Consider the following 21,062-nt stretch of genomic DNA (forward strand, 5'->3'; position numbering starts at 1 on the left):
CCCCGACTGGCAGATGCGGCTTAGGTAAACCTTCAGACGAGCCGTTTGCCTGTCTCCGCGTCAAACAGGTACGTCGCCTCCGCGTGGATCGACAGGCCGACAATCTCGCCGGGTCGCGCGCTTATGCGCTGATGGAAAACGCCGGTGATGTCGTCGCCGCCAACCCGCATGATCATTTGCGTTTCCGAGCCAGTCGGTTCGATCACAACAACTTCTGCTGGAATACCACCCTGGGCAATCGTCATATGCTCGGGACGCAATCCATAGATCAGCGTGAGACCCTTGGCGCTATCCGGTGCCTTGGCCACCGGCAGGACGATGCCCTTTTCGGTCACGAATTTTTGCGTATCGTTTGGATCGAGTCTGCCTTTGATCATATTCATCGCTGGCGAGCCGATAAAGCTTGCCACGAAGAGATTGGCCGGCTGATCGTAAAGTTCGAGCGGCGCGCCAATCTGCTCGACGAGGCCGTCATGCATCACGACGATCTTGTCGGCCATGGTCATCGCTTCGATCTGGTCATGTGTGACATAGACTGTGGTTGTCTTTAGCCGCTGGTGCAGTTCCTTGATCTCCGCCCGCATTGCAACACGTAGCTTGGCATCGAGGTTTGACAGCGGTTCGTCGAACAGGAAGACTTGTGGGTCGCGCACGATCGCGCGGCCCATGGCGACACGCTGGCGTTGGCCGCCCGAAAGCTGGCGGGGAAAGCGGTCGAGCAGATGGGAGAGGCCCAGGATTTCTGCTGCGGGCTTCACCCGTTTTTCGATCTCGGATTTGGCCGCACCCTTAAGCGTCAACGAAAACGCCATGTTGTCGGCGACCGTCATATGCGGATAGAGCGCATAGTTCTGGAATACCATGGCGATGTCGCGTTCTTTCGGCGCCAGGCCATTGACCACCTGTCCGCCGATGCGGATTTCGCCGGCCGAGATGTTCTCGAGCCCGGCCAACATGCGCAAAAGCGTGGATTTGCCACAGCCGGACGGTCCGACAAGAATGACAAATTCGCCATCGGCGATCTCGATATCAACGCCCTTGATGACCGGATGCGTCCCGAATGATTTCCGTACGTTGGCGAATTCGACTGATGCCATGCCTTTTCCTCCAGAATGTCACTAAGACGGAAACTCTCCCTGTCTCGGTATGCCAGTTTATCCGCGCCCTACCAATGGCATTTTCGTCGCCATGATCGTCATCGTCAGCACGTTGGCCTCCAACGGCAGGCTCGCCATGTGAACCACGGCATCGCCGATGTAATGGGCCGGGATCGTTGGTTCGCTGGCCGTCTCTCCGTTGGCCTGCAGCACGCCGCTCGCCATCTTCGAGGTCATCTCGGTCGTCGCGTTGCCGATATCGATCTGGCCGCAGGCAATGTCGAATGGCCTGCCATCGAGCGCCGTCGATTTGGTGAGCCCCGTGACGGCATGCTTTGTAGCCGTATAGGGCGCCGAGTACGGCCGTGGTGTCTGTGCCGAAATGGAACCGTTGTTGATGATGCGCCCGCCGCGCGGCGACTGCGCCTTCATCAGTTTCATTGCCTGCTGTGTGCATAGGAAGACGCCGGTAAGATTGACGCCGACGATGGCGTTCCAGTGATCGAAGCTCAGTTCTTCCATCGGGATGTTCGGCACATTGATCCCGGCATTGTTGACGAGCAGGTCGAGCCGCCCCAACTCGGATTTGATTGCTTCGAAAAGGGCTGTAACCGATTTCGGATCACTTACGTCAGCGGCAATTGCCTTGACAGTACCTTTCGTCTCTCCGGCCAGCGCCTTGGCCGCCTCATCGAGTACATCCTTGCGACGTCCGGAGATGACGACAGTGTATCCCGCAGCGAGCAACGCGCTGGTAATGGCCTTGCCGACACCAGTACCACCCCCGGTAACGAGCGCAATCTTGCCTTTGCCTGTATTTTCTTTGGTCATGCTGGAATATTCCCGCCGAGTTCGTCTTCGATATGCGCCCGGATAATCTCGTCGAAGGCCGTTTCCGCCTTGAAGCCAAGCTTTGTTGCACGCGTCGTGTCGAAATCGGTCGCCCATCCCGCGACGATTTTCTGGATGGTCGCGTCGGGTTCACGGCGGATCAGCTTGACCGCCTTTTCGCCGGCGACACGCTTCAACGCCGCAATTTCTTCGCCGACCAGGGCCGAAAGGCCTGGCATCGAAAGATTGCGCCGCGCACCAACTTGGTCAAGATCCAGTTTGGCCGCATGCACGAAGAAACCGACCGCCGAGCGAGGGCTCGCAAACCAGTGACGGACACTTTCGTCGACCGGCAGTATCGCCTCCTCCCCGACAAGGGGCTCGCGCAAGATATTGGAAAAGAAGCCTGAGGCGGCCTTATTTGGCTTGCCGGGGCGAATACAGATAGTCGGCAAACGAATGCCAATACCATCGAAAAAGCCGCGGCGGCTGTAGTCGGATAGAAGAAGCTCGGAAATTGCCTTCTGCGTCCCATAGCTGGTCAGGGGCGTTGTGAAGAACTCGTCGCCGATCTTTTCCGGAAAAGGCGTGCCAAACACGGCGATGGATGAGGCAAACACCACCCGGGGCCTGTAGGGTGCTTTGTTGCTTTCCAGCCGGATCGCCTCGAACAATGCTCGAGTCCCGTCGAGATTGACCTTGTAGCCCTTCTCGAAATCCGCTTCCGCTTCACCAGAGACGATTGCGGCCAGATGGAAGATCATGTCCGGACGACCGGCGATCAATGACCCGGCGACGCCGGGGTCCGAAAGATCGGCCGCTCGGGTGCGTGAAAGGGTGGCTAGCGATGGAGGTGCGACTGGCTCGACCACGTCAACAAGCGTCAGCTTGTCGATCTCTCTACCCAGTGCATCCGGCTCGGATGCGATTCTGTCGAGCAGCTTGCGGCCAACCATTCCGGCTGCGCCGATAACGAGCACATGCATAATGCGATAGACCTCCCTGCAAGCCTCTCCCGGGCTCATGCCAGCGGCGTCAGAATGACAATGACAGCGCTGTCATAAAGTTATGCACACTGACTAGCGTTCATCAAGCCTTTTATGGTAGCGCTGTCATTATTCTTGTCAGATGCACTGGATGTGGCCGATGCCGCGCAAACGCAACACTCGTCGAAGCCCTGACATGCCGACCTTGGCCGATGTCGCGCGGCTGGCGGGCGTGAGCGAAATAACTGCTTCGCGCGTTGTCCGGGCACAGGGGCCGATTGCCGATCCAACCCGTCTGCGCGTTCTCAGTGCGATTGCCGCGCTTGGCTATATTCCCAATCGCGCCGCTGGCAGCCTTGCTTCTGCCGGATCGACATTGATGAGCGTGCTGCTGCCGTCGCTTTCCAACATCGTCTTTCCGGACGTTCTTCGGGGCATCCATACAGCTCTCACGCAAACAGCGTTCCAGCCGGTCATCGGCGTGACCGACTACGACCCCCTCATAGAAGAGCGCATACTGATCTCGTTCCTGTCGTGGCAGCCGGCAGCTGTAATCCTCGCCGGCCTCCATCATACGCCGGTCGCGCGACGCTATCTGGAGCAGGGGCGGTTTCGCGTTGCCGAACTCATGGATATCGACGGTGATCCCGTCGATATTGCTGTCGGCATGTCGCATCGGCAAGCGGGCTATGAAACCGGCCGGCATCTCATCCAGCGCGGCTATCGCCGCTTCGGCTATGCGCGCCACAACATCCTGACCGATGATCGGGCGAGTGCACGCTATGAGGGGCTTTGCACATCATTGCAGGAGGCTGGCCTGTCCTTGATCGCCGAGCATCGCTATCCGGGCCCGAGTTCGACTAAGGCCGGGCGCGATACGCTCGAGATTCTTCTGTCCGCCCATTCTGAACTCGATGTCGTCATCTTTCCCAATGACGATATGGCCATGGGCGGGATTTTTCATTGCATGTACGCCGGGATCACAGTCAGGGAACAACTCGGTATATTTGGTTTCAACGGCCTCGACATCGGTCAGGCGATGCCCATGCCGCTTTCGACGATCCTGTCGAAGCGCTTCCTTATTGGCAAAACCGCGGCGGAAAAGTTGCTTGAGAGCCGCGAACGGCCTCCCGAAAAAACCATCATAAATACCGGCTTCGACATCATCGAAGGGGCGACAGCCTAGCTCAGAATTAGCGGTTTTCGGTTTTCTACAGATTGACATCGGTCCACTTTCGTTTTCGAATAGTGTGACAGAAAACGAAAATGAAGGCTGATGCGATGTTTCTTCCGCCCAGACACGCCGAAATTCTGGAAATGGCGAAGGAACATGGCCGCGTCCTGGTGGATGATCTAGCCGTTCATTTCAACTTGACGCCGCAGACCATCCGCAAGGATCTCAACGATCTTTGCGACCAGCGCCTGCTCACCCGGATCCACGGCGGCGCGCTGTTTCCGTCCGGCGTGCAGAACCTGGAGTATGAGGCGCGCCGGCTGATCGCTGCGAACGAAAAGGAAGCAATCGGTCGCGCGGCCGCGAACCTCATTCCCGATAACGCCTCACTTTTCGTCAATATCGGGACCACGACCGAGGCGGTAGGGCAGGCGCTGTTGGATCGCAAGGGGCTGATGATAATTACCAATAACATAAATGTTGCCAATAAGTTACGTGTCTACCCGGATATCGAGGTGGTCATCGCCGGCGGCGTTGTGCGCGGCTCCGATGGCGGTATTGTCGGTGAGGCGGCCGTCGATTTCATTCGCCAATTCAAAGTCGATTTCGCCGTGATCGGGACCTCTGCCATTGATAGTGACGGGGCGCTTCTCGACTTCGATTTTCGCGAGGTGAAGGTGGCGCAGGCAATCATGGCAAATGCGCGTCACGTGATTCTCGTCTCCGACTCCACGAAGTTTGAACGCACCGCGCCCGTTCGAATCGGCCATCTTTCGCAGGTTCATACCTTCATTACCGATCGTTGCGAAAGCGAAGCGATCCGGCAAATCTGCGTCGATGCCGATGTCAGACTCATCGAAACATCGATTTGATTGGGCTCTTGTGCCGGTTCGCAATGAGCGGTATAGTTCATTTTAGTTTCGTATTGCTTTCGTAATCGTTCCGTGTATCTTTCGCAATTGCGAGAAAATGGTGCGTTGCGAAATGGGAGGATAGGATTGCCGGGTTTGCCTGAACAGGTTTACGACATCTTCGTTATTGGCGGTGGCATCAATGGATGCGGCATCGCGCGTGACGCTGTCGGCCGTGGCTATTCGGTTTTTCTGGCCGAGATGAACGATCTCGCCAGCGGCACGTCCTCCGGCTCAACGAAGCTCATCCACGGCGGCCTGCGCTATCTTGAATATTACGAGTTCCGCCTGGTGCGCGAATCGCTGATGGAGCGCGAAGTGTTGTGGGCGAACGCGCCGCATATCATCTGGCCGATGCGTTTCGTCCTGCCTCACCATGCGGGCCTGCGTCCTGCCTGGCTCCTGCGGCTTGGCCTCTTCCTCTATGATCACATCGGCGGTCGCAAGAAGCTTCCGGCGACGCGCACGCTCGACATGACCCGCGATCCGGCAGCCAAACCGTTGAAGTCGCTTTACACCAAAGCCTTCGAATATTCCGACTGCTGGGTCAATGATGCGCGCTTCGTTGCCTTGAATGCCCGTGACGCCGCCGATCGCGGTGCTGTGATACGCACCCGCACGAAAGTCGTCAGCGCCCGCCGCGACGCAGATACTTGGACGCTGACGCTTCGGGACGGTCTCACCGGCGTGACCGAGGAAGTTCGCTCCCGTCTTGTGGTCAATGCCGCCGGGCCGTGGGTAGATGAAGTGCTGACCGGTGTCGTCGGTAGCAACAATGCCCACAATGTCCGCCTCGTGCAGGGCAGCCACATAGTGGTTAGGAAGAAGTTCGACGATCCGCGTGCCTACTTCTTCCAGAACACCGATGGCCGGATCATTTTCGCCATTCCCTATGAACAGGATTTCACCCTGATCGGCACCACCGATCAGGATTATCATGGCAATCCGGCCGAGGTAAAAATCACCGATGCTGAGATTGACTACCTTTGCGCAGCGGCCAGCGAGTACTTCGTCGAGCCGGTCAAGCGCGAGCATGTGGTCTGGACCTATTCCGGTGTACGACCCCTCTACGACGATGGTGCTTCGAAGGCGCAGGAGGCCACACGCGACTACGTGCTGAAGGCCGATGCACCGGAAGGACAGGCGCCACTTCTCAACATATTCGGCGGCAAGATCACCACCTACCGGCGACTGTCCGAGCATATGCTGGAAAAGATCGAAGACCAGCTCGGCAAGAGGGGCAATCCCTGGACGGCTGGCGGTGTATTACCTGGCGGCGATTTTGCAGCGACGGGCTTCGATGCTGAATTGCAGAAGCTGAAGGCGGATTATCCGTTCCTGGACGGCGCGTATGCACACCGCCTGTTCCGGCTTTACGGCACGAAAGCGCGTCTATTGCTTGGCCGGGCAACTTCCATCGAGGATCTCGGCAAGCGTTTCGGGTCCGATCTTTATGAGGCGGAAGTTCGGTACCAGATCGAGCATGAATGGGCGGTGACGGCGCAGGACGTTTTGTGGCGCCGCACCAAGAAGGGTTTGCATTTGACCGCCGAGGAAGCGATCGCGCTTGATCGCTTCATGGAAAGCGCGGTTGACCGGCGGCGCAAACTCGCGGCTGAATAGATTGAATTGAAAGAGAGGCGGTACGGACGGAGGTTCGCATTGTCTCAGGGAGGCGGTCTCACGGAGGCCCACCTCAGGGAGGAGTTGGAATGCTGGAATTGCGGAATGTATCCAAGGTGGTGGGCGGCAAGCCCCATCTCAGCGATATTTCGCTGACTTTGGAACATGCAACGCTGAACGTCCTGCTCGGGCCCACTCTGTCGGGCAAGACCAGCCTCATGCGCATCATGGCCGGGCTGGACGTGCCGACGTCCGGGTCGGTGTGGTTTGACGGCAGAGACAGGACCGGCGTTCCCGTACAGAAGCGCTCGGTCGCGATGGTCTATCAGCAGTTCATCAACTATCCGGCCTTTACCGTCTATGAAAACATTGCTTCGCCGATGCGGGTTGCCGGGGCCGATAACGCGACCATCGACCGCGAAGTGCGCAAGGCGGCCGAGCTTCTGAAGCTCACCCCCTACCTCGACCGCACACCGCTCAATCTTTCCGGCGGCCAGCAGCAGCGAACGGCGCTGGCACGCGCCATTGTCAAGAATGCCAAGCTGGTGCTGCTCGATGAGCCGCTGGCTAACCTCGATTACAAGCTGCGCGAGGAACTGCGCCAGGAACTGCCGAAGATATTTGCCGAATCCGGTACGATCTTCGTCTATGCCACCACCGAACCGCATGAGGCACTGCTGCTCGGGGGCAATACCGCCACCCTGTCGGAAGGCCGCATCACCCAGTTCGGTTCAACCATCGACGTTTTCCGCAAGCCGGATGACCTGATCACGGCGCAGACCTTCGCCGATCCGCCGCTCAACACCATTGCGCTTGCGAAGTTCGGCAAGGCATTCCAGCTGGAGGGCGGTGTTGCGCTGCCGGTGCCTGCGCATCTCGCTGAATTTGCCGATGGAACCTATACGATCGGTTTCCAGCCACACCACGTGAACACGGCGCGCAGCACACCTGATGAGATCGGCCTGAAAGCGACGGTCACCGCGACTGAAATCACCGGATCGGAAAGCTATGTGCACCTCTCCTTTGCCGATGCCCGCTGGACCATGCTGGCGCATGGTATCCACATCTACACACCCGATGAAGAGATCGACATCTTCATCGATCCCCGCAACCTGATGATTTTTGACGCGAGCGGCAATTCCGTCACGCGCCGTCAGAAGCTGGCGGCATAGGAACGATTATGGCACGCATCGACCTCAACCATATTCGTCACGCCTACGGTCCCAATCCGAAATCGGACAAAGACTATGCGTTGAAGGAAGTCCACCATAGCTGGGAAGATGGCGGCGCCTATGCTCTGCTCGGCCCATCCGGTTGTGGCAAGACCACGCTTCTCAACATCATCTCGGGGCTCATTCACCCGTCGCACGGACAGTTGTTGTTCGATGGCCAGGACGTGACCAACCTTTCGACCCAGGAACGCAACATCGCGCAGGTGTTCCAGTTCCCGGTCATCTACGACACGATGACGGTCTACGATAATCTCGCGTTCCCCTTGCGCAATCGCGGCGTGCCTGAGCCTGAAATCGACCGCAAGGTGCGCGAGACGCTGGACATGATCGATCTTGCCAGCTGGGCCAACAAGAAGGCGCGCGGCCTTACCGCCGACCAGAAGCAGAAGATTTCGCTCGGCCGCGGCCTCGTTCGTTCCGACGTCAATGCCATTCTCTTCGACGAGCCGCTGACGGTCATCGATCCGCACATGAAATGGGTGCTGCGCTCGCAGTTGAAGCAACTGCATCAGCGCTTTGGCTACACTATGGTCTATGTCACGCATGACCAGACCGAAGCGCTGACCTTCGCACAGAAGGTTGTCGTCATGTATGACGGCGAGATCGTGCAGATCGGTACGCCGGAAGAGCTGTTCGAGCGCCCAAGGCACACATTTGTCGGTTACTTCATCGGCTCGCCTGGCATGAATGTCATGCCGGTCACACTTTTGGGCGGCATGGCCCAGATCGGCGGTCACCAGGTTCAGCTGCCGTCGCCAGCGATGCCAACCGCCGCCGGCAAGATAGAACTCGGCATCCGTCCGGAATATGTTCGGCTCGGGCGTCAGGGCATGCCTGTCAAGATTGCGAAAATCGAAGATATCGGACGGCACAAGATCGTCCGGACCCGCCTTGAAAATCAGGAGATCGCCGTCATTGTCGGAGAGGGCCAGGACATTCCGGCCGAGCCGCATATCGCCTTCGATCCGAAGGGCATAAACATCTACGCCGATTCCTGGCGGGTGGGAGGACAATAATCATGGAAAAAACCTGGAACAACAAAGCCTGGTTCATGGTCCTGCCGGTTCTGCTGCTGGTAGCGTTCTCGGCCGTTATCCCGCTGATGACCGTCGTCAATTATTCGGTTCAGGATACATTCGGTAATAATCAGTTCTTCTGGGCAGGCGCGGAGTGGTTTGACGAAGTTCTGCATTCCGAGCGGTTTCACGCCTCGCTCGGACGCAATCTGATCTTTTCTGCGATCATTCTGCTGATCGAGATTCCGCTTGGCATCGTCATTGCCCTTAACATGCCGCGCAAGGGCTGGGGCGTTCCCGTTTGCCTCGTGCTCATGGCTTTGCCCTTGCTCATTCCGTGGAATGTCGTTGGTACGATCTGGCAGGTGTTTGGCCGCGTCGATATCGGGTTGCTTGGGCACACGCTGGCGAACCTCGGCATCAACTACAACTATGTGCAGAATCCGATGCATGCCTGGTTCACGGTCATCATCATGGACGTGTGGCATTGGACGAGCCTCGTCGTCCTCCTCTGCTATGCCGGTCTCGTTTCGATCCCCGATGCCTTCTATCAGGCAGCGAAGATTGATGGCGCGTCGCGCTGGGCGGTATTCCGCTACATCCAGCTGCCGAAGATGAACCGCGTGCTCCTGATTGCCGTGCTGCTGCGCTTCATGGACTCGTTCATGATCTATACTGAGCCATTCGTCGTCACGGGTGGCGGCCCCGGCAATTCGACAACGTTCCTGTCGATCGACCTGGTCAAGGTCGCTGTTGGCCAGTTCGACCTTGGCCCGGCGGCGGCCATGTCCATCATCTACTTCCTGATCATTCTCTTGCTGTCATGGGTATTCTACACCGTCATGACCAACTACGATGCGGAGCGCTGATATGAGCGTGCAACAAGACACACTTGTACGCACAAGCGAACGCCCCGAGGCCGAGCAGCACCGGATCGACAAGGCGCTTGCGCGAAAGATGCGCAAGCGCGGGGACGAGTCAAAATTCTGGTGGCTGATACCAACGGTCTATATCATCTTCCTCATGCTGCCGATCTATTGGCTCATCAACATGAGCTTCAAGACCAATCAGGAAATCCTCGGCACTTTCTCGCTCTGGCCGCAAAACCCGACGCTGCAGAATTACGCGGTCATCTTCACCGACCCGTCCTGGTACAAGGGTTATATCAACTCCATCATCTATGTGGTGATGAATACGGTAATCTCGGTGCTAGTAGCACTGCCAGCCGCCTACGCGTTTTCGCGTTACCGGTTCCTCGGAGACAAGCACCTCTTCTTCTGGCTGCTGACGAATCGCATGGCACCGCCCGCCGTATTTGCGTTGCCGTTTTTCCAGCTCTACTCGGCATTTGGCCTGATCGACACACACATCGCGGTGGCGCTGGCCCATTGCCTGTTCAACGTGCCGCTTGCCGTCTGGATCCTCGAAGGCTTCATGTCGGGCGTACCGAAAGAAATCGATGAGACCGCCTATATCGATGGCTATTCGTTCCCGCGTTTCTTCGTGAGGATATTCATACCGTTGATCGCGAGCGGCATCGGCGTTGCAGCTTTCTTCTGCTTCATGTTCTCATGGGTGGAACTGCTGATTGCCCGCACGCTCACGACAACTGCGGCAAAGCCGATCGCTGCGATCATGACCCGCACGGTTTCGGCCTCGGGTCTGGACTGGGGTGTGCTTGCCGCTGCCGGTGTGCTGACCATCATTCCGGGCGCGATCGTTATCTACTTCGTCCGCAACTACATCGCCAAGGGCTTCGCCCTGGGGAGGGTATAATGGAAACGACCAGGCGTTGGCCTGTGGTGTTGGGGGCAGTCGTCGCTGCTTTCGCAATCATGATCGGGCTGCTCGTGGCGGCCGTTCCTCTCAAGGATGGCGCGCGCGACTGGTTCGCGCCGCTGGTCAAAGGCGGCTGGATGGCCTGGACCTTCCCGACAGCCCTGTTTTTCCTGACCATCTTTGCGCTCATGTCGCTCATGGCCGTTTGGGAATACGCCTCTCCTGGAGGCGATCCGCGCGTCGGCATATTGCGCTTTGAAACCACGCGCGGCGACCGCCTGTTCGTGTCGCTCCTTGGCAGCGCATTCATTCATCTCGCCTGGCTGGGGCTTGTCGGTCCCAACCTGTGGTGGGCTCTGGCTCTCTCTGTGGTCTACGCAATCGGCGTATTCCGCTTTGTTTAAGAGGTGCAGGGCATTCCGCCACGCACCTGACGATGCAATCGCAACTCTGGGAGGACTAAAAATGCGAACGCGAATACTGACGACAACAACAGCTCTCGTACTGCTGTTCGGCGCAGGCAGTGCCTATGCCGGCATGGACGAAGCCAAGGCTTTCCTTGACAAGGAAATCGGCGATATGTCGGCGCTAGATCGGGCGGCGCAGGAAAAGGAAATGCAGTGGTTCATCGATGCCGCGAAGCCATTTGCCGGCATGGACATCAAGGTCGTTTCCGAGCCGATCACCACGCACGACTATGAGGCCAAGGTGCTGGCGCCTGCCTTCACCGCGATCACCGGGATCAAGATCACCCATGACGAAATTGGCGAGGGTGACGTTATCGAGAAGCTGCAAACGCAAATGCAGTCCGGCGAGAACGTCTACGACGCCTATGTCAATGACTCGGACTTGATCGGCACGCACTGGCGCTACCAGCAGGCGCGCAGCCTGACCAAGTGGATGGCGAATGAAGGCAAGGATGTAACCAATCCAAACCTTGATCTCGCGGACTTCATCGGCACCTCGTTCACGACGGCGCCGGACCGCGATCTGTACCAGCTACCGGACCAGCAGTTCGCAAACGTCTACTGGTTCCGTTACGACTGGTTCAACGACGAAAAGAACAAGGCCGATTTCAAGGCGAAATACGGCTACGATCTCGGCGTTCCGGTCAACTGGTCAGCCTATGAGGACATCGCCGAGTTCTTCACCGGCCGCGAGATCGACGGCAAGAAAGTCTATGGCCATATGGACTATGGCAAGAAGGACCCGTCGCTCGGCTGGCGCTTCACCGACGCCTGGCTGTCGATGGCCGGCAACGGTGACAAGGGCATCCCGAACGGCCTCCCGGTCGACGAATGGGGCATCAAGGTCGACGAGAACTCGCGGCCGGTCGGCTCCTGTGTCGCACGCGGTGGAGATACCAATGGTCCGGCGGCGGTCTATTCGATCGCCAAGTATCTCGAGTGGCTCAAGGCCTATGCGCCGCCGGCAGCCCAGGGTATGACGTTCTCCGAGTCCGGTCCGGTTCCGGGCCAAGGCGAAGTCGCCCAACAGATGTTCATGTACACCGCCTTCACCGCCGACCTGGTCAAGGAAGGCCTGCCCGTCGTCAATGCGGACGGCACACCGAAGTGGCGCTTCGCACCGTCGCCGCACGGCGTCTACTGGAAGGAAGGCATGAAGCTCGGCTACCAGGATGTCGGCTCCTGGACATTGCTCAAGTCCACGCCGGACGATCGCGCCAAGGCCGCATGGCTTTATGCGCAGTTCGTGACATCCAAGACCGTGGACGTGAAGAAGAGCCATGTCGGCCTGACCTTCATCCGCCAGTCGACGCTCGATCACAAGTCCTTCACTGACCGCGCACCCAAACTCGGCGGCTTGATCGAGTTCTATCGCTCACCGGCCCGCGTCCAGTGGTCGCCGACGGGTACGAACGTGCCCGACTACCCGAAGCTGGCCCAGCTCTGGTGGCAGGCAATCGGTGACGCATCGTCGGGCGCCAAGACGCCACAGGAGGCGATGGACTCGCTCTGCGCCGAACAGGAAAAGGTACTTGGACGCCTCGAGAAGTCAGGCGTTCAGGGTGATATCGGCCCGAAGCTGGCGGAAGAGCATGACCTTGCCTACTGGAATGCCGAAGCTGTCAAGGCAGGCAACCTGGCACCGCAGCTGAAGGTCGAGAACGAAAAGGAAAAGCCGCAGACCATTAACTACGATGAGCTGGTCAAGAGCTGGAACAAGTAAGCTTCAAACAATTGGAGCGGGGAAGGGGGTGGCGCTTCGGCGCCGCCCCTTTTTCGTTTATGTAACCAAAAAGGTCATCCTCAGCTTACTCATTGACAAGCAGACCCGGCTCGAAGGAATATTCAAGAGCTGCGTAGGGCGCATCAACGCAACGTCGAAAGGGCAATGCCCGCCTCCATGATTTAACAATAGATGCGCCTATGCCGAATCTTGAAAATCTAAAGAAGCAAGCCAAGCAGTATTTGCGCTGGCATCGGGAACGGTACTACCCCGTGGCTGCTGAAATCAGGGCTGTTTTGCCACGGTTTCAGCACCTTGATGACAGTGAGATACTGGAAGCGAGCTTCAAACTTACTGACGCGCAGGAACTCGTTGCACGTCAGATGGGATTCGAGGGATGGCTGGCGCTCAAGTCAGGAGCCCAATCCATGAGCACGCAATTCAAACAGACGACATCCCGTCCCGTCCTAAATTCCATCGCGGCCCAACTCTTCGTGACCGACATCCAGGTATCGTGCAGCTTCTTCACCGATAAGCTCGGATTCACGGTCGACTTCGTCCATGGCGAACCACCATTCTACGGACAGGTCATTCGCGACAAGGCGCAGCTCGCGCTCCGGCTGGTGCGCGAACCAGTGTTTGTCGATGACATCCGGGAGCGCGAGCACCTGCTCTCCGCCTCGATCACGGTCGATACAGCCGACGAGATCAAGCAGCTTTTCCTGCATTTTCAGGCCAACGGCGTGCCGTTTCATCAGACGATCAAGAAAGAACCGTGGGGCGCCAGAAATTTCATTGTGTTGGACCCAGACGGGAATCTCATACTCTTTGCCGGTCCCGCGGGCTGAATACGCGCCCGAACTTCACGCGCCATAAACCTGCAGCAGGCTCTTCATTCGGCCAACCGCAAGCTCGGGCTTGTCCAGGACATTGGCCTGATCTGCCAGCCGGAAGATATCCGCATAGTGGTTGATGCCGCGGGCGGACTGCATGCCGGCCGGCATAATGAAGTGGCTCTGGTGGCCGTTGAGCCAGGCGAGGAAAACCACGCCGGCCTTATAGTATTGCGTCGGCGCTTCGAAGATCTTGCGCGACAGCGGCACCGTCGGCTCGATCACGTCGCGGAAAGCCTGAGTTTCGCCTTTGGCAAGGTGCGCCAAAGCCTTGGACGCCGACGGCGCGACTGCGTCGAAGATACCGAGCAGCGCATGGCTAAATCGGTGGCCGTCGCCTTCAATGAGTTCTGCATAGTTGAAGTCGTCACCTGTGAAACAGAGCACTCCGTCTGGCAATCGTTTGCGCAACTCAACTTCTCGTCGGTTGTCGAGCAGCGAGATCTTGATCCCTTCAACCTTGTCCCTGTTGTCGCCGATGACGGCGAGTACGGTTTCCAGTGCCTCCTCGAAAGACGTGGAGCCCCAGTAGCCGGCTAATTGCGGGTCGAACATGTCTCCGAGCCAATGCAGGACGACCTTCTGCCCGGTCTGGCGCAGGATCTCGCCATAGACCATACGGTAGTCGTCCGCAGTGCGGGCCACGCGGGCCAGAGCCCGGCTCGCCATCATGACAGCCCTTCCGCCCTCCGCCTCAACAAATCCGATCTGTGTCTCATAGGCATCGATCACGTCCTGGAGGCTCCTGGCGTGCTCCGGCGCCAGCTGATCAGTACCGGCGCCGCAGGCAAGGTCCGCACCTTCAACAGTTCGCGCCTCGGCCAGCGATCGCCGGATCAGTTCCTGGGCACCCGCCCAGTCGACCCCCATGCCGCGCTGCGCAGTATCCATTGCCTCGGCGATCTTGAAGCCGAGCGACCACAGGTGATGACGAAACGCCATGGTCGCATCCCAATCGATGGCGGGAGCGCCCCATGGTTGCGTGTCGCGCAGCGGATCGGAGACCACATGCGCTGCGGCATAGGCAATGCGATTGAAGACCGGAGGGCTTGATGGCTTATCGATGGGTTCGCCCACGAGCCTGTAATCGGTGGTTGTGGCGCTAGTGCTGGGCAATCTGAGGGTGAGGGTCATTCGTATCGCTCCCAATCGAATGATCGCTTATTAATTTGGAACGTTCCAAAATACAAGAGAAAAGACAAAAATGGACGAGAATGGAACAAAAAATGCCAAAACTGGTAACAGAATTGCCGAAATCGGTTCAGGAAAATCAATTGGAACGCCCAATTTGACTGTGACTAATTGCATGGAAGAAAACGCTTGACTAATTTGGAACGTTCCAATTAAGTGGGTGGTGGGAGGAGATTTTCATCGTGAACCGGATCAGGACAAGCATTGTGGACATTGCGCGCGCCGCTGGCGTGTCGAAATCCACCGTGTCGCTGGTTCTCCAGGGTAGTCCGCTTGTCAATGACAAGACCCGCGAAAAGGTCAATGCCCTCATCAATGATCTTGGTTACGTCTATAATCGTGGCGCGGCCAATCTTCGTCAGGCGACGTCGAAAATCGTTGGCATCGTCGTAAATGATCTGACCAACAGTTTCTTCGCGGAACTCGCTGTCGGCATGGACCTGGTCGTGCAGTCGGCTGGTTACGTGCAATTCCTGGCCCATAGCGGCGAGAGTATCGACCGGCAACGCCAGGTGATTGCTTCGATGCGTGAAAACGGCATCGCAGGATTGATCCTTTCGCCGGCGCGCGGCACGGAAGCCAATGATATCAAGCCTCTAACCGATAGCGGTGTTCCTGTCGTCGTCGTTGTCCGCAATATGCCAGGTGCAAAGGTTTCGACGCTTCTGTCAGATAATTGCGCGGGTGCCAGAGCTGCAGTCCGGCATTTGGTCAGTCTCGGCCACCGCCGGATCGCCTTCATGGGTGGTTTTCTCGATACGGCTGTGTTCGCCGAGCGTGTGCGTGGCTATCGCGAGGCACTTATCGAAGCATCTATCCCGCTCGACGACAACTTCATCATCCACTCTGCGCCATCCCGAGCAGGCGGCGTCGCTGTTGTCGAGCGTATGATGGTCTTTCCCGAGCGTCCGACGGCGGCTCTCTGCTTCAACGATGCCGTTGCCTTCGGCGTCTGCGATGGCTTGCGCGCAAATGGTGTCGAACCCGGAAAAGGCTTTGGAGTCATAGGTTTCGATGATGTCATCGAGGCGAAGACGGCGGTCCCTGCGCTGACTACTGTTTCGGTGGACCCGCAAGGCATGGGCCAGCGGGCGGCGCAATTGCTGCTGAAGCAGATCAACTCGGGGCAAATCGACCAGGAAACGATCGTGACGCCGGTGCGCCTTGTTGTGCGGCAAAGCTGCGGCGCGCCCGTCAAACAACCGGAGGAAATCGCATGACACGCTGGGGATTGATCGGTGCGAGCACCATTGCGCATGAATGGGTCATTGACGCAATTCGCGCCAATGGTGGCGACATCGTGTCAGTGATGAGCACGAGTGCCGAGCGCGGCAAAAAGTATGCGGACGACCATGGCATCCCTCATTCGGTAACGGACATCAGGTCGCTGCTCAACGATCAACCCATTGATGCCGTTTATGTTTCTACGACCAATGAGTTGCACAAGGATCAGGTTCTTGCGGCGGCTGAGGCCGGAAAGCACGTGCTGTGCGAGAAGCCACTGGCGACCAGCCTGGCCGATGCGCGGGCAATGGTTGAAGCCTGCCGCGCTGCGAACGTCGTCTTTGCGACCAATCATCACCTGCGCAATGCTGCGAGCCACACCGCGATGCGTGACGCGATCGCCGCCGGCAATATCGGCAAGCCGCTCGCCGCGAAGGTGTTCCATGCCGTCTATCTGCCGCCGCATCTGCAGGGCTGGCGGCTCGACCGGCCCGACGCCGGCGGCGGTGTGATCCTCGATATCACCGTGCACGACACCGATACTCTGCGTTATGTGCTCTGCGACGACCCGGTCGAAGCCATTGCCGCATCGCAGAAGAGCGGCCTGGCTAAGGCCGGATTGGAGGATGCAGTCATGGGTGTCTTGCGCTTCAAGTCTGGCCTCATCGCCATGTTCCACGACGGGTTCACCACGAAATACTCCGAGACCGGCTTTGAAGTGCACGGCACCGAAGGGTCGCTCGTTGGCCGCAATGTAATGACGCAGCGGCCGACCGGTATAGTGGTTCTCCGCAATTCGGACGGCGAGACCGAGCTCAAACTCGACCACAAGAACCTTTATGAAACCGGCGTCGCGACCTTTGATGCAGCCATTGCAGGCAGGGGCAAGCCAGCGGCAACTGGCGAGGACGGCGTCTGGTCGCTGGCAGCTGGTCTTGCGGTTGTCGAGGCAGCGAAGACGGGTACTGTCCAACCAATCAATCCGGGCTTTTAAGAACAGAAATACAGTATGAACAAGCACATCACCCCTGAACAGGCCGCAAGGCTCATCCCCGATGAAGCCATCGTCTCGGTGTCTTCATCGAGCGGCCTTGGCTGTCCCGATCTGATGCTGAAGGCAATCGGCGCGCGTTTCGAAGCCACGGGCCATCCGCGCGATTTGACGACACTGCACCCGATTGCCGCCGGTGACATGAGTGGTATCAAAGGCGTCGACTACATCGCCAGGAAGGGGCTCCTGAAGAAGATTATCGGCGGGTCCTATCCGTCCGGCCCTTCCACTGCTGAGCCGCCATTAATCTGGCAGATGATCGGCAATGATGAAGTCGCGGCCTACAACATTCCGTCGGGCATTCTCTTCGATATGCATCGCGAGGCTGCGGCCAAGCGCCCGGGCGTTTTCACCAAGGTCGGACTCGATACTTTTGTCGACCCGGACCGGCAGGGCTGCGCCATGAATGCCTCCGCCGCAAAGGAACCGGTTGTTCGCAAGGTTGAATTCGAGGGTGAGGAGTGGCTTTTCTTCAAGCCGATCGTTCCGCATGTCGCCATTATTCGCGCCACGACCGCGGACGAGCGCGGCAATCTCACCTACGAGCATGAAGGCGCCTATCTCGGCGGCTTCGATCAGGCGCTGGCGGTGCGCAACAACGGCGGCATTGTCATTGCGCAGGTCAAGCGGATCACCAAGAGTGGCACGCTGAAGCCGCACGATGTCCGCGTTCCGGGCATTCTCGTTGACTATGTCGTCGTCGACCCAGACCAGAAGCAGACCACGCAGACCGTCTATGATCCAGCTATATCCGGCGAAATTTTCCATCCACTGGAAGACTTCGCACTGCCCGATTTCAACATCCAGAAAGTCATCGCGCGCCGTGTCGCCATGGAACTCGAGGCCGGGAGCGCCGTCAATCTCGGCTTTGGCATTTCAGCCAACGTCCCGCGTATTCTCCTTGAAGAGGGTCTGCATGGCGCGGTCACCTGGGTGATCGAGCAGGGACCTGTCGGCGGTATCCCGCTCCTTGATTTCGCGTTCGGCTGTGCTTCCAACGCGGAAGCCTTTGTGCCGTCGCCGCACCAGTTCACCTATTTCCAGGGCGCCGGCTTCGATGCCTCCCTGTTGTCGTTCCTCGAGATCGACAAGTCTGGCTCCGTCAACGTGTCGAAGCTCAGCTTCCGTCCACATGTGACAGCTGGCGCTGGCGGTTTTGTCGATATCACTGCAAGGGCGCGCAAGATTGTGTTCTCCGGCATGTTCAATGCCGGCGCGAAGGTGCATGTCGAGGATGGAAGGCTGGTGATCGAAAAGGAAGGCAAGCTGAAGAAGCTCGTCACGCAAGTCGAACACGTCACTTTCTCCGGCCGTCGCGCTGTCGAGCAAGGTCAGGACATCACCTATGTCACGGAACGTTGCGTCATGGTTCTGAAGCCGGAAGGCGTGGTCCTGACGGAAATCGCGCCTGGCGTCGATCTGCAGTCGCACATTCTCGATCAGTCAGACTTCCCGCTAGTCGTTGCCCGCGATCTCAAGCTGATGGACGCGCATCTGTTCGCGCCGGAACCCTTCGGCCTGAAGTTGCCGCAGAAACCGCAAAGGACGCTCCATGGCTGAGCCCCGAATCGAAGTGACCTTCGCCGGCCCGGTCGCCACGATAACCGTGTCACGCCCGGAAAAACTGAATGCCTTTGACATCGACATGCTGAAGGATCTGAGTGCCGCGTGCGATACCGTCGAAGCCAACTTGGACGTGCGTGTCACGATCCTGACGGGCGCTGGCAAGGCCTTCTCGGCCGGCGGCGATATCAACGCATGGGCCGCCATGACACCGAATGAGTTTGGCCATGCCTGGGTACGCTTCGGCCACCGCGTGTTCGAGCGACTGGCAACGCTGCGAATGCCGCTGATCGCGGCGCTCAATGGTCATGCGTTGGGCGGCGGACTGGAACTGGCGGCGGCTGCGGATATTCGTATCGCGGAAACCCAGATCAGGCTTGGCCTGCCCGAAACCGGCCTCGGCATGGTTCCTGGCTGGTCCGGCACACAGCGACTTGTTCGGCGGTTCGGTGCTCAGGTCGTCCGCCGCATGGCACTCGGCGGTGAAATCTTCAGCGCGACAGAAGGCCTTGGCCTTGGACTGATCGACCACGTGGTCGAAACCGGCGCTGCGGTTAATGCCGCGCAGACCCATGCGGAGCGGATCGCCAAGCGCGGTCCAGCAGCCGTCGAGGTGGCGAAGCTGATGATCGCAGTGGCCAACGGCGAAGACAACGGTACGGCAGTAGAGGCGCTTGGCTCGATACTCGTCGCAAAAACTGCGGACCTGAAAGAAGGTGTTTCGGCTTTTGCCGAAAAGCGTGAGCCCGTGTTCAAGGGAGAATGGTAATGACGGTTCTTGTGCGCCCGAAGGCACTCGATAATTTCAAGGTGCGCGAATTCCAGATGCTGATCGACGGCCGATGGAGCAATGGCGCCGAAGGCGGCATCATCGAGCGCAGGAGCCCGGGGCATGGCGTGGTGGTCTCGCGCTATCAGGCGGGAACCAAAGCCGATGCGGAGCGTGCAATCGCGGCGGCCCGAGACGCTTTCGACAACGGGCCCTGGTCGCGCATGACCGGCGCAGAGAGGTCCAACATCATCCTTAAGGCGGCGGACATCATCGCAGCACGCTCTGACGAACTTGCCTATCTCGATTGCATCGAATCCGGCAAACCAATCAGTCAGGCGAAGGCTGAACTCGGTGGTGCTGTCGATATCTGGCGCTATGCCGCAGCGCTTGGACGCGACCTGCACGGCGAGAGCTACAACACGCTGGGCGACGGAACGCTGGGTGTTGTGTTGCGCGAGGCGATTGGTGTCGTCTCCATCATCACACCCTGGAATTTCCCTTTTCTTATCGTCAGCCAGAAGCTGCCCTTTGCGCTGGCTGCCGGCTGCACGACTGTTGTCAAGCCGTCTGAACTCACTTCCGGCTCCACATTATTGCTTGGCGAGATGCTGTTGGAAGCCGGCGTCCCGGCCGGTGTGGTGAATATAGTCGTCGGGACCGGCGCAGAAGTCGGCGCGCCAATGACGACCCATCGCGACGTCGACATGGTGTCGTTTACCGGCTCAACACTTGTCGGCAAGCTGACCATGGCCAATGCCGCCCAAACGCTCAAAAAAGTGTCGCTCGAGCTCGGCGGCAAGAACCCGCAGATCGTATTCCCCGACGCAGAGCTGGATGACTTCATCGATGCTGCTGTTTTCGGCGCATACTTCAATGCCGGCGAATGCTGCAACGCCGGATCCCGCCTGATCGTTCACCGCGATATCGCCGACGAGGTCGTGGAGCGTATCGCAGCGCTCTCCGCCAAGGTGAAGGTTGGGGACCCGCTCGACCCGCAGACCAAGGTCGGGGCGATCATCACGCCGGAACACCTTGCCAAGATCGACACCTATGTGCGCAACGCCGCGTCGGCCGGTGCCAATCTCAGCCATGGCGGGTCGCCACTGGACCTTGGCATGGGGCAATTCATGTCGCCAACGATCCTTTCTTCGGTCCAGCCGGATATGGCCGTGGCGCGTGAAGAAGTATTCGGGCCTGTCCTGTCCGTGCTAACGTTCGAGACGCTGGAAGAAGCCATCAACATTGCAAATTCCATTGACTATGGCCTGTCCGCGGGCGTGTGGAGCCGTGATTTCGACACATGCCTGACAATCGGCCGGCGCGTGCGGGCGGGCACGATCTGGATGAACACATTCATGGATGGCGCATCGGAACTGCCATTCGGCGGGTACAAGCAATCCGGTCTCGGCAGAGAGCTCGGCAGGCACGCAGTGGAGGACTATACGGAGACCAAAACCTTGAACATGCACATAGGTAGGAGGAAAGTAGTATGGTCAGGGAATTAAATCGATTGTAATAGCCGTTCGGCA

The 21,062-nt window shown here is 58.4% G+C and carries 19 protein-coding genes; 15 read left to right on the forward strand and 4 right to left on the reverse strand.

Annotated elements, in window-relative coordinates:
* Positions 1–32: 32 nt before the first annotated feature.
* The 3 genes from CU102_RS18395 to denD are packed head-to-tail and all read right to left on the reverse strand — an operon-like array spanning position 33 to position 2,914.
* Positions 33–1,097 carry an ABC transporter ATP-binding protein gene (locus CU102_RS18395; RefSeq protein ID WP_106712549.1) on the reverse strand — a complete coding sequence of 355 codons (1,065 nt, stop codon included), beginning with the start codon at positions 1,095–1,097 and terminating at the stop codon, positions 33–35.
* A gap of 57 nt (positions 1,098–1,154) precedes the next feature.
* Positions 1,155–1,928, reverse strand: coding sequence for an SDR family oxidoreductase (locus CU102_RS18400; protein ID WP_106712550.1), 774 nt, complete (start codon positions 1,926–1,928; stop codon positions 1,155–1,157).
* On the reverse strand, positions 1,925–2,914 hold the full coding sequence (denD, locus tag CU102_RS18405) for a D-erythronate dehydrogenase (RefSeq protein WP_106712551.1): 990 nt from the start codon (positions 2,912–2,914) through the stop codon (positions 1,925–1,927). The genes CU102_RS18400 and denD overlap by 4 nt, the downstream gene beginning before the upstream one ends.
* Before the next feature lie 160 nt (positions 2,915–3,074).
* On the opposite strand from denD, the gene CU102_RS18410 reads away from it, so the two are divergent.
* From CU102_RS18410 to CU102_RS18455, 10 genes are all read left to right on the forward strand, one after another.
* Complete coding sequence (locus tag CU102_RS18410) at positions 3,075–4,100, forward strand: LacI family DNA-binding transcriptional regulator (RefSeq protein ID WP_106712598.1); 1,026 nt, start codon at positions 3,075–3,077, stop codon at positions 4,098–4,100.
* Between the two features lie 95 nt (positions 4,101–4,195).
* Complete coding sequence (locus tag CU102_RS18415) at positions 4,196–4,960, forward strand: DeoR/GlpR family DNA-binding transcription regulator (protein ID WP_106712599.1); 765 nt, start codon at positions 4,196–4,198, stop codon at positions 4,958–4,960.
* A 135-nt stretch (positions 4,961–5,095) separates the two neighbouring features.
* Positions 5,096–6,622: a glycerol-3-phosphate dehydrogenase gene (locus CU102_RS18420; RefSeq protein ID WP_106712600.1), complete on the forward strand. Its 1,527-nt coding sequence runs from the start codon at positions 5,096–5,098 to the stop codon at positions 6,620–6,622.
* Between the two features lie 89 nt (positions 6,623–6,711).
* Positions 6,712–7,794, forward strand: coding sequence for an ABC transporter ATP-binding protein (locus CU102_RS18425; protein ID WP_106712552.1), 1,083 nt, complete (start codon positions 6,712–6,714; stop codon positions 7,792–7,794).
* An 8-nt stretch (positions 7,795–7,802) separates the two neighbouring features.
* A complete protein-coding gene (locus CU102_RS18430) occupies positions 7,803–8,870 on the forward strand; it encodes an ABC transporter ATP-binding protein (protein ID WP_106712553.1) in 1,068 nt (355 codons plus the stop codon).
* A 2-nt stretch (positions 8,871–8,872) separates the two neighbouring features.
* On the forward strand, positions 8,873–9,739 hold the full coding sequence (locus CU102_RS18435; RefSeq protein WP_106712554.1) for a carbohydrate ABC transporter permease: 867 nt from the start codon (positions 8,873–8,875) through the stop codon (positions 9,737–9,739).
* An 88-nt stretch (positions 9,740–9,827) separates the two neighbouring features.
* The gene (locus CU102_RS18440) at positions 9,828–10,646 is read left to right on the forward strand and encodes a carbohydrate ABC transporter permease (protein ID WP_106712601.1); all 819 of its coding nucleotides are present in this window, start codon (positions 9,828–9,830) and stop codon (positions 10,644–10,646) included.
* Positions 10,646–11,053 carry a DUF2160 domain-containing protein gene (locus CU102_RS18445; RefSeq protein ID WP_106712555.1) on the forward strand — a complete coding sequence of 136 codons (408 nt, stop codon included), beginning with the start codon at positions 10,646–10,648 and terminating at the stop codon, positions 11,051–11,053. The genes CU102_RS18440 and CU102_RS18445 overlap by 1 nt, the downstream gene beginning before the upstream one ends.
* A gap of 61 nt (positions 11,054–11,114) precedes the next feature.
* Positions 11,115–12,839: an ABC transporter substrate-binding protein gene (locus tag CU102_RS18450; protein ID WP_106712556.1), complete on the forward strand. Its 1,725-nt coding sequence runs from the start codon at positions 11,115–11,117 to the stop codon at positions 12,837–12,839.
* A 200-nt stretch (positions 12,840–13,039) separates the two neighbouring features.
* Entirely contained in the window at positions 13,040–13,687 is a 648-nt protein-coding gene (locus CU102_RS18455) for a VOC family protein (protein ID WP_106712557.1), read from the forward strand.
* 15 nt (positions 13,688–13,702) lie between these two features.
* On the opposite strand, the gene CU102_RS18460 is transcribed toward CU102_RS18455, so the two are convergent.
* Positions 13,703–14,866: a dihydrodipicolinate synthase family protein gene (locus tag CU102_RS18460; protein ID WP_106712558.1), complete on the reverse strand. Its 1,164-nt coding sequence runs from the start codon at positions 14,864–14,866 to the stop codon at positions 13,703–13,705.
* 239 nt (positions 14,867–15,105) lie between these two features.
* On the opposite strand from CU102_RS18460, the gene CU102_RS18465 reads away from it, so the two are divergent.
* From CU102_RS18465 to CU102_RS18485, 5 genes are read left to right on the forward strand one after another with little or no spacing between them, the layout of a single operon-like run.
* A complete protein-coding gene (locus CU102_RS18465) occupies positions 15,106–16,143 on the forward strand; it encodes a LacI family DNA-binding transcriptional regulator (RefSeq protein ID WP_106712559.1) in 1,038 nt (345 codons plus the stop codon).
* The gene (locus CU102_RS18470) at positions 16,140–17,141 is read left to right on the forward strand and encodes a Gfo/Idh/MocA family protein (RefSeq protein WP_106712560.1); all 1,002 of its coding nucleotides are present in this window, start codon (positions 16,140–16,142) and stop codon (positions 17,139–17,141) included. The genes CU102_RS18465 and CU102_RS18470 overlap by 4 nt, the downstream gene beginning before the upstream one ends.
* 15 nt (positions 17,142–17,156) lie before the next feature.
* The gene (locus CU102_RS18475) at positions 17,157–18,758 is read left to right on the forward strand and encodes an acyl CoA:acetate/3-ketoacid CoA transferase (protein WP_106712561.1); all 1,602 of its coding nucleotides are present in this window, start codon (positions 17,157–17,159) and stop codon (positions 18,756–18,758) included.
* Positions 18,751–19,530, forward strand: a complete 780-nt coding sequence (locus tag CU102_RS18480; RefSeq protein WP_106712562.1) for an enoyl-CoA hydratase/isomerase family protein — start codon at positions 18,751–18,753, stop codon at positions 19,528–19,530. Before CU102_RS18475 ends, CU102_RS18480 begins: the two co-directional genes overlap by 8 nt.
* Positions 19,530–21,038 (forward strand): aldehyde dehydrogenase family protein, encoded by a 1,509-nt coding sequence (locus tag CU102_RS18485; protein WP_106712563.1) that lies wholly within the window; start codon positions 19,530–19,532, stop codon positions 21,036–21,038. Before CU102_RS18480 ends, CU102_RS18485 begins: the two co-directional genes overlap by 1 nt.
* Positions 21,039–21,062: the final 24 nt, after the last annotated feature.

The sequence above is a fragment of the Phyllobacterium brassicacearum genome (assembly GCF_003010955.1).
Classification (GTDB): domain Bacteria; phylum Pseudomonadota; class Alphaproteobacteria; order Rhizobiales; family Rhizobiaceae; genus Phyllobacterium; species Phyllobacterium brassicacearum.

Bases quoted from the DNA above. Each gene is read 5' to 3' on its own strand.
- CU102_RS18485 (WP_106712563.1), top strand. From the start codon at position 19,530: ATGACGGTTCTTGTGCGCCCGAAGGCACTCGATAATTTCAAGGTGCGC.
- CU102_RS18425 (WP_106712552.1), top strand. From the start codon at position 6,712: ATGCTGGAATTGCGGAATGTATCCAAGGTGGTGGGCGGCAAGCCCCAT.
- CU102_RS18395 (WP_106712549.1), bottom strand. From the start codon at position 1,097: ATGGCATCAGTCGAATTCGCCAACGTACGGAAATCATTCGGGACGCAT.
- CU102_RS18470 (WP_106712560.1), top strand. From the start codon at position 16,140: ATGACACGCTGGGGATTGATCGGTGCGAGCACCATTGCGCATGAATGG.
- CU102_RS18480 (WP_106712562.1), top strand. From the start codon at position 18,751: ATGGCTGAGCCCCGAATCGAAGTGACCTTCGCCGGCCCGGTCGCCACG.
- CU102_RS18455 (WP_106712557.1), top strand. From the start codon at position 13,040: ATGCCGAATCTTGAAAATCTAAAGAAGCAAGCCAAGCAGTATTTGCGC.
- CU102_RS18400 (WP_106712550.1), bottom strand. From the start codon at position 1,928: ATGACCAAAGAAAATACAGGCAAAGGCAAGATTGCGCTCGTTACCGGG.
- CU102_RS18445 (WP_106712555.1), top strand. From the start codon at position 10,646: ATGGAAACGACCAGGCGTTGGCCTGTGGTGTTGGGGGCAGTCGTCGCT.
- CU102_RS18415 (WP_106712599.1), top strand. From the start codon at position 4,196: ATGTTTCTTCCGCCCAGACACGCCGAAATTCTGGAAATGGCGAAGGAA.
- CU102_RS18450 (WP_106712556.1), top strand. From the start codon at position 11,115: ATGCGAACGCGAATACTGACGACAACAACAGCTCTCGTACTGCTGTTC.
- CU102_RS18460 (WP_106712558.1), bottom strand. From the start codon at position 14,866: ATGACCCTCACCCTCAGATTGCCCAGCACTAGCGCCACAACCACCGAT.
- CU102_RS18435 (WP_106712554.1), top strand. From the start codon at position 8,873: ATGGAAAAAACCTGGAACAACAAAGCCTGGTTCATGGTCCTGCCGGTT.
- CU102_RS18430 (WP_106712553.1), top strand. From the start codon at position 7,803: ATGGCACGCATCGACCTCAACCATATTCGTCACGCCTACGGTCCCAAT.
- CU102_RS18475 (WP_106712561.1), top strand. From the start codon at position 17,157: ATGAACAAGCACATCACCCCTGAACAGGCCGCAAGGCTCATCCCCGAT.
- CU102_RS18440 (WP_106712601.1), top strand. From the start codon at position 9,828: ATGCGCAAGCGCGGGGACGAGTCAAAATTCTGGTGGCTGATACCAACG.
- denD (WP_106712551.1), bottom strand. From the start codon at position 2,914: ATGCATGTGCTCGTTATCGGCGCAGCCGGAATGGTTGGCCGCAAGCTG.
- CU102_RS18410 (WP_106712598.1), top strand. From the start codon at position 3,075: ATGCCGCGCAAACGCAACACTCGTCGAAGCCCTGACATGCCGACCTTG.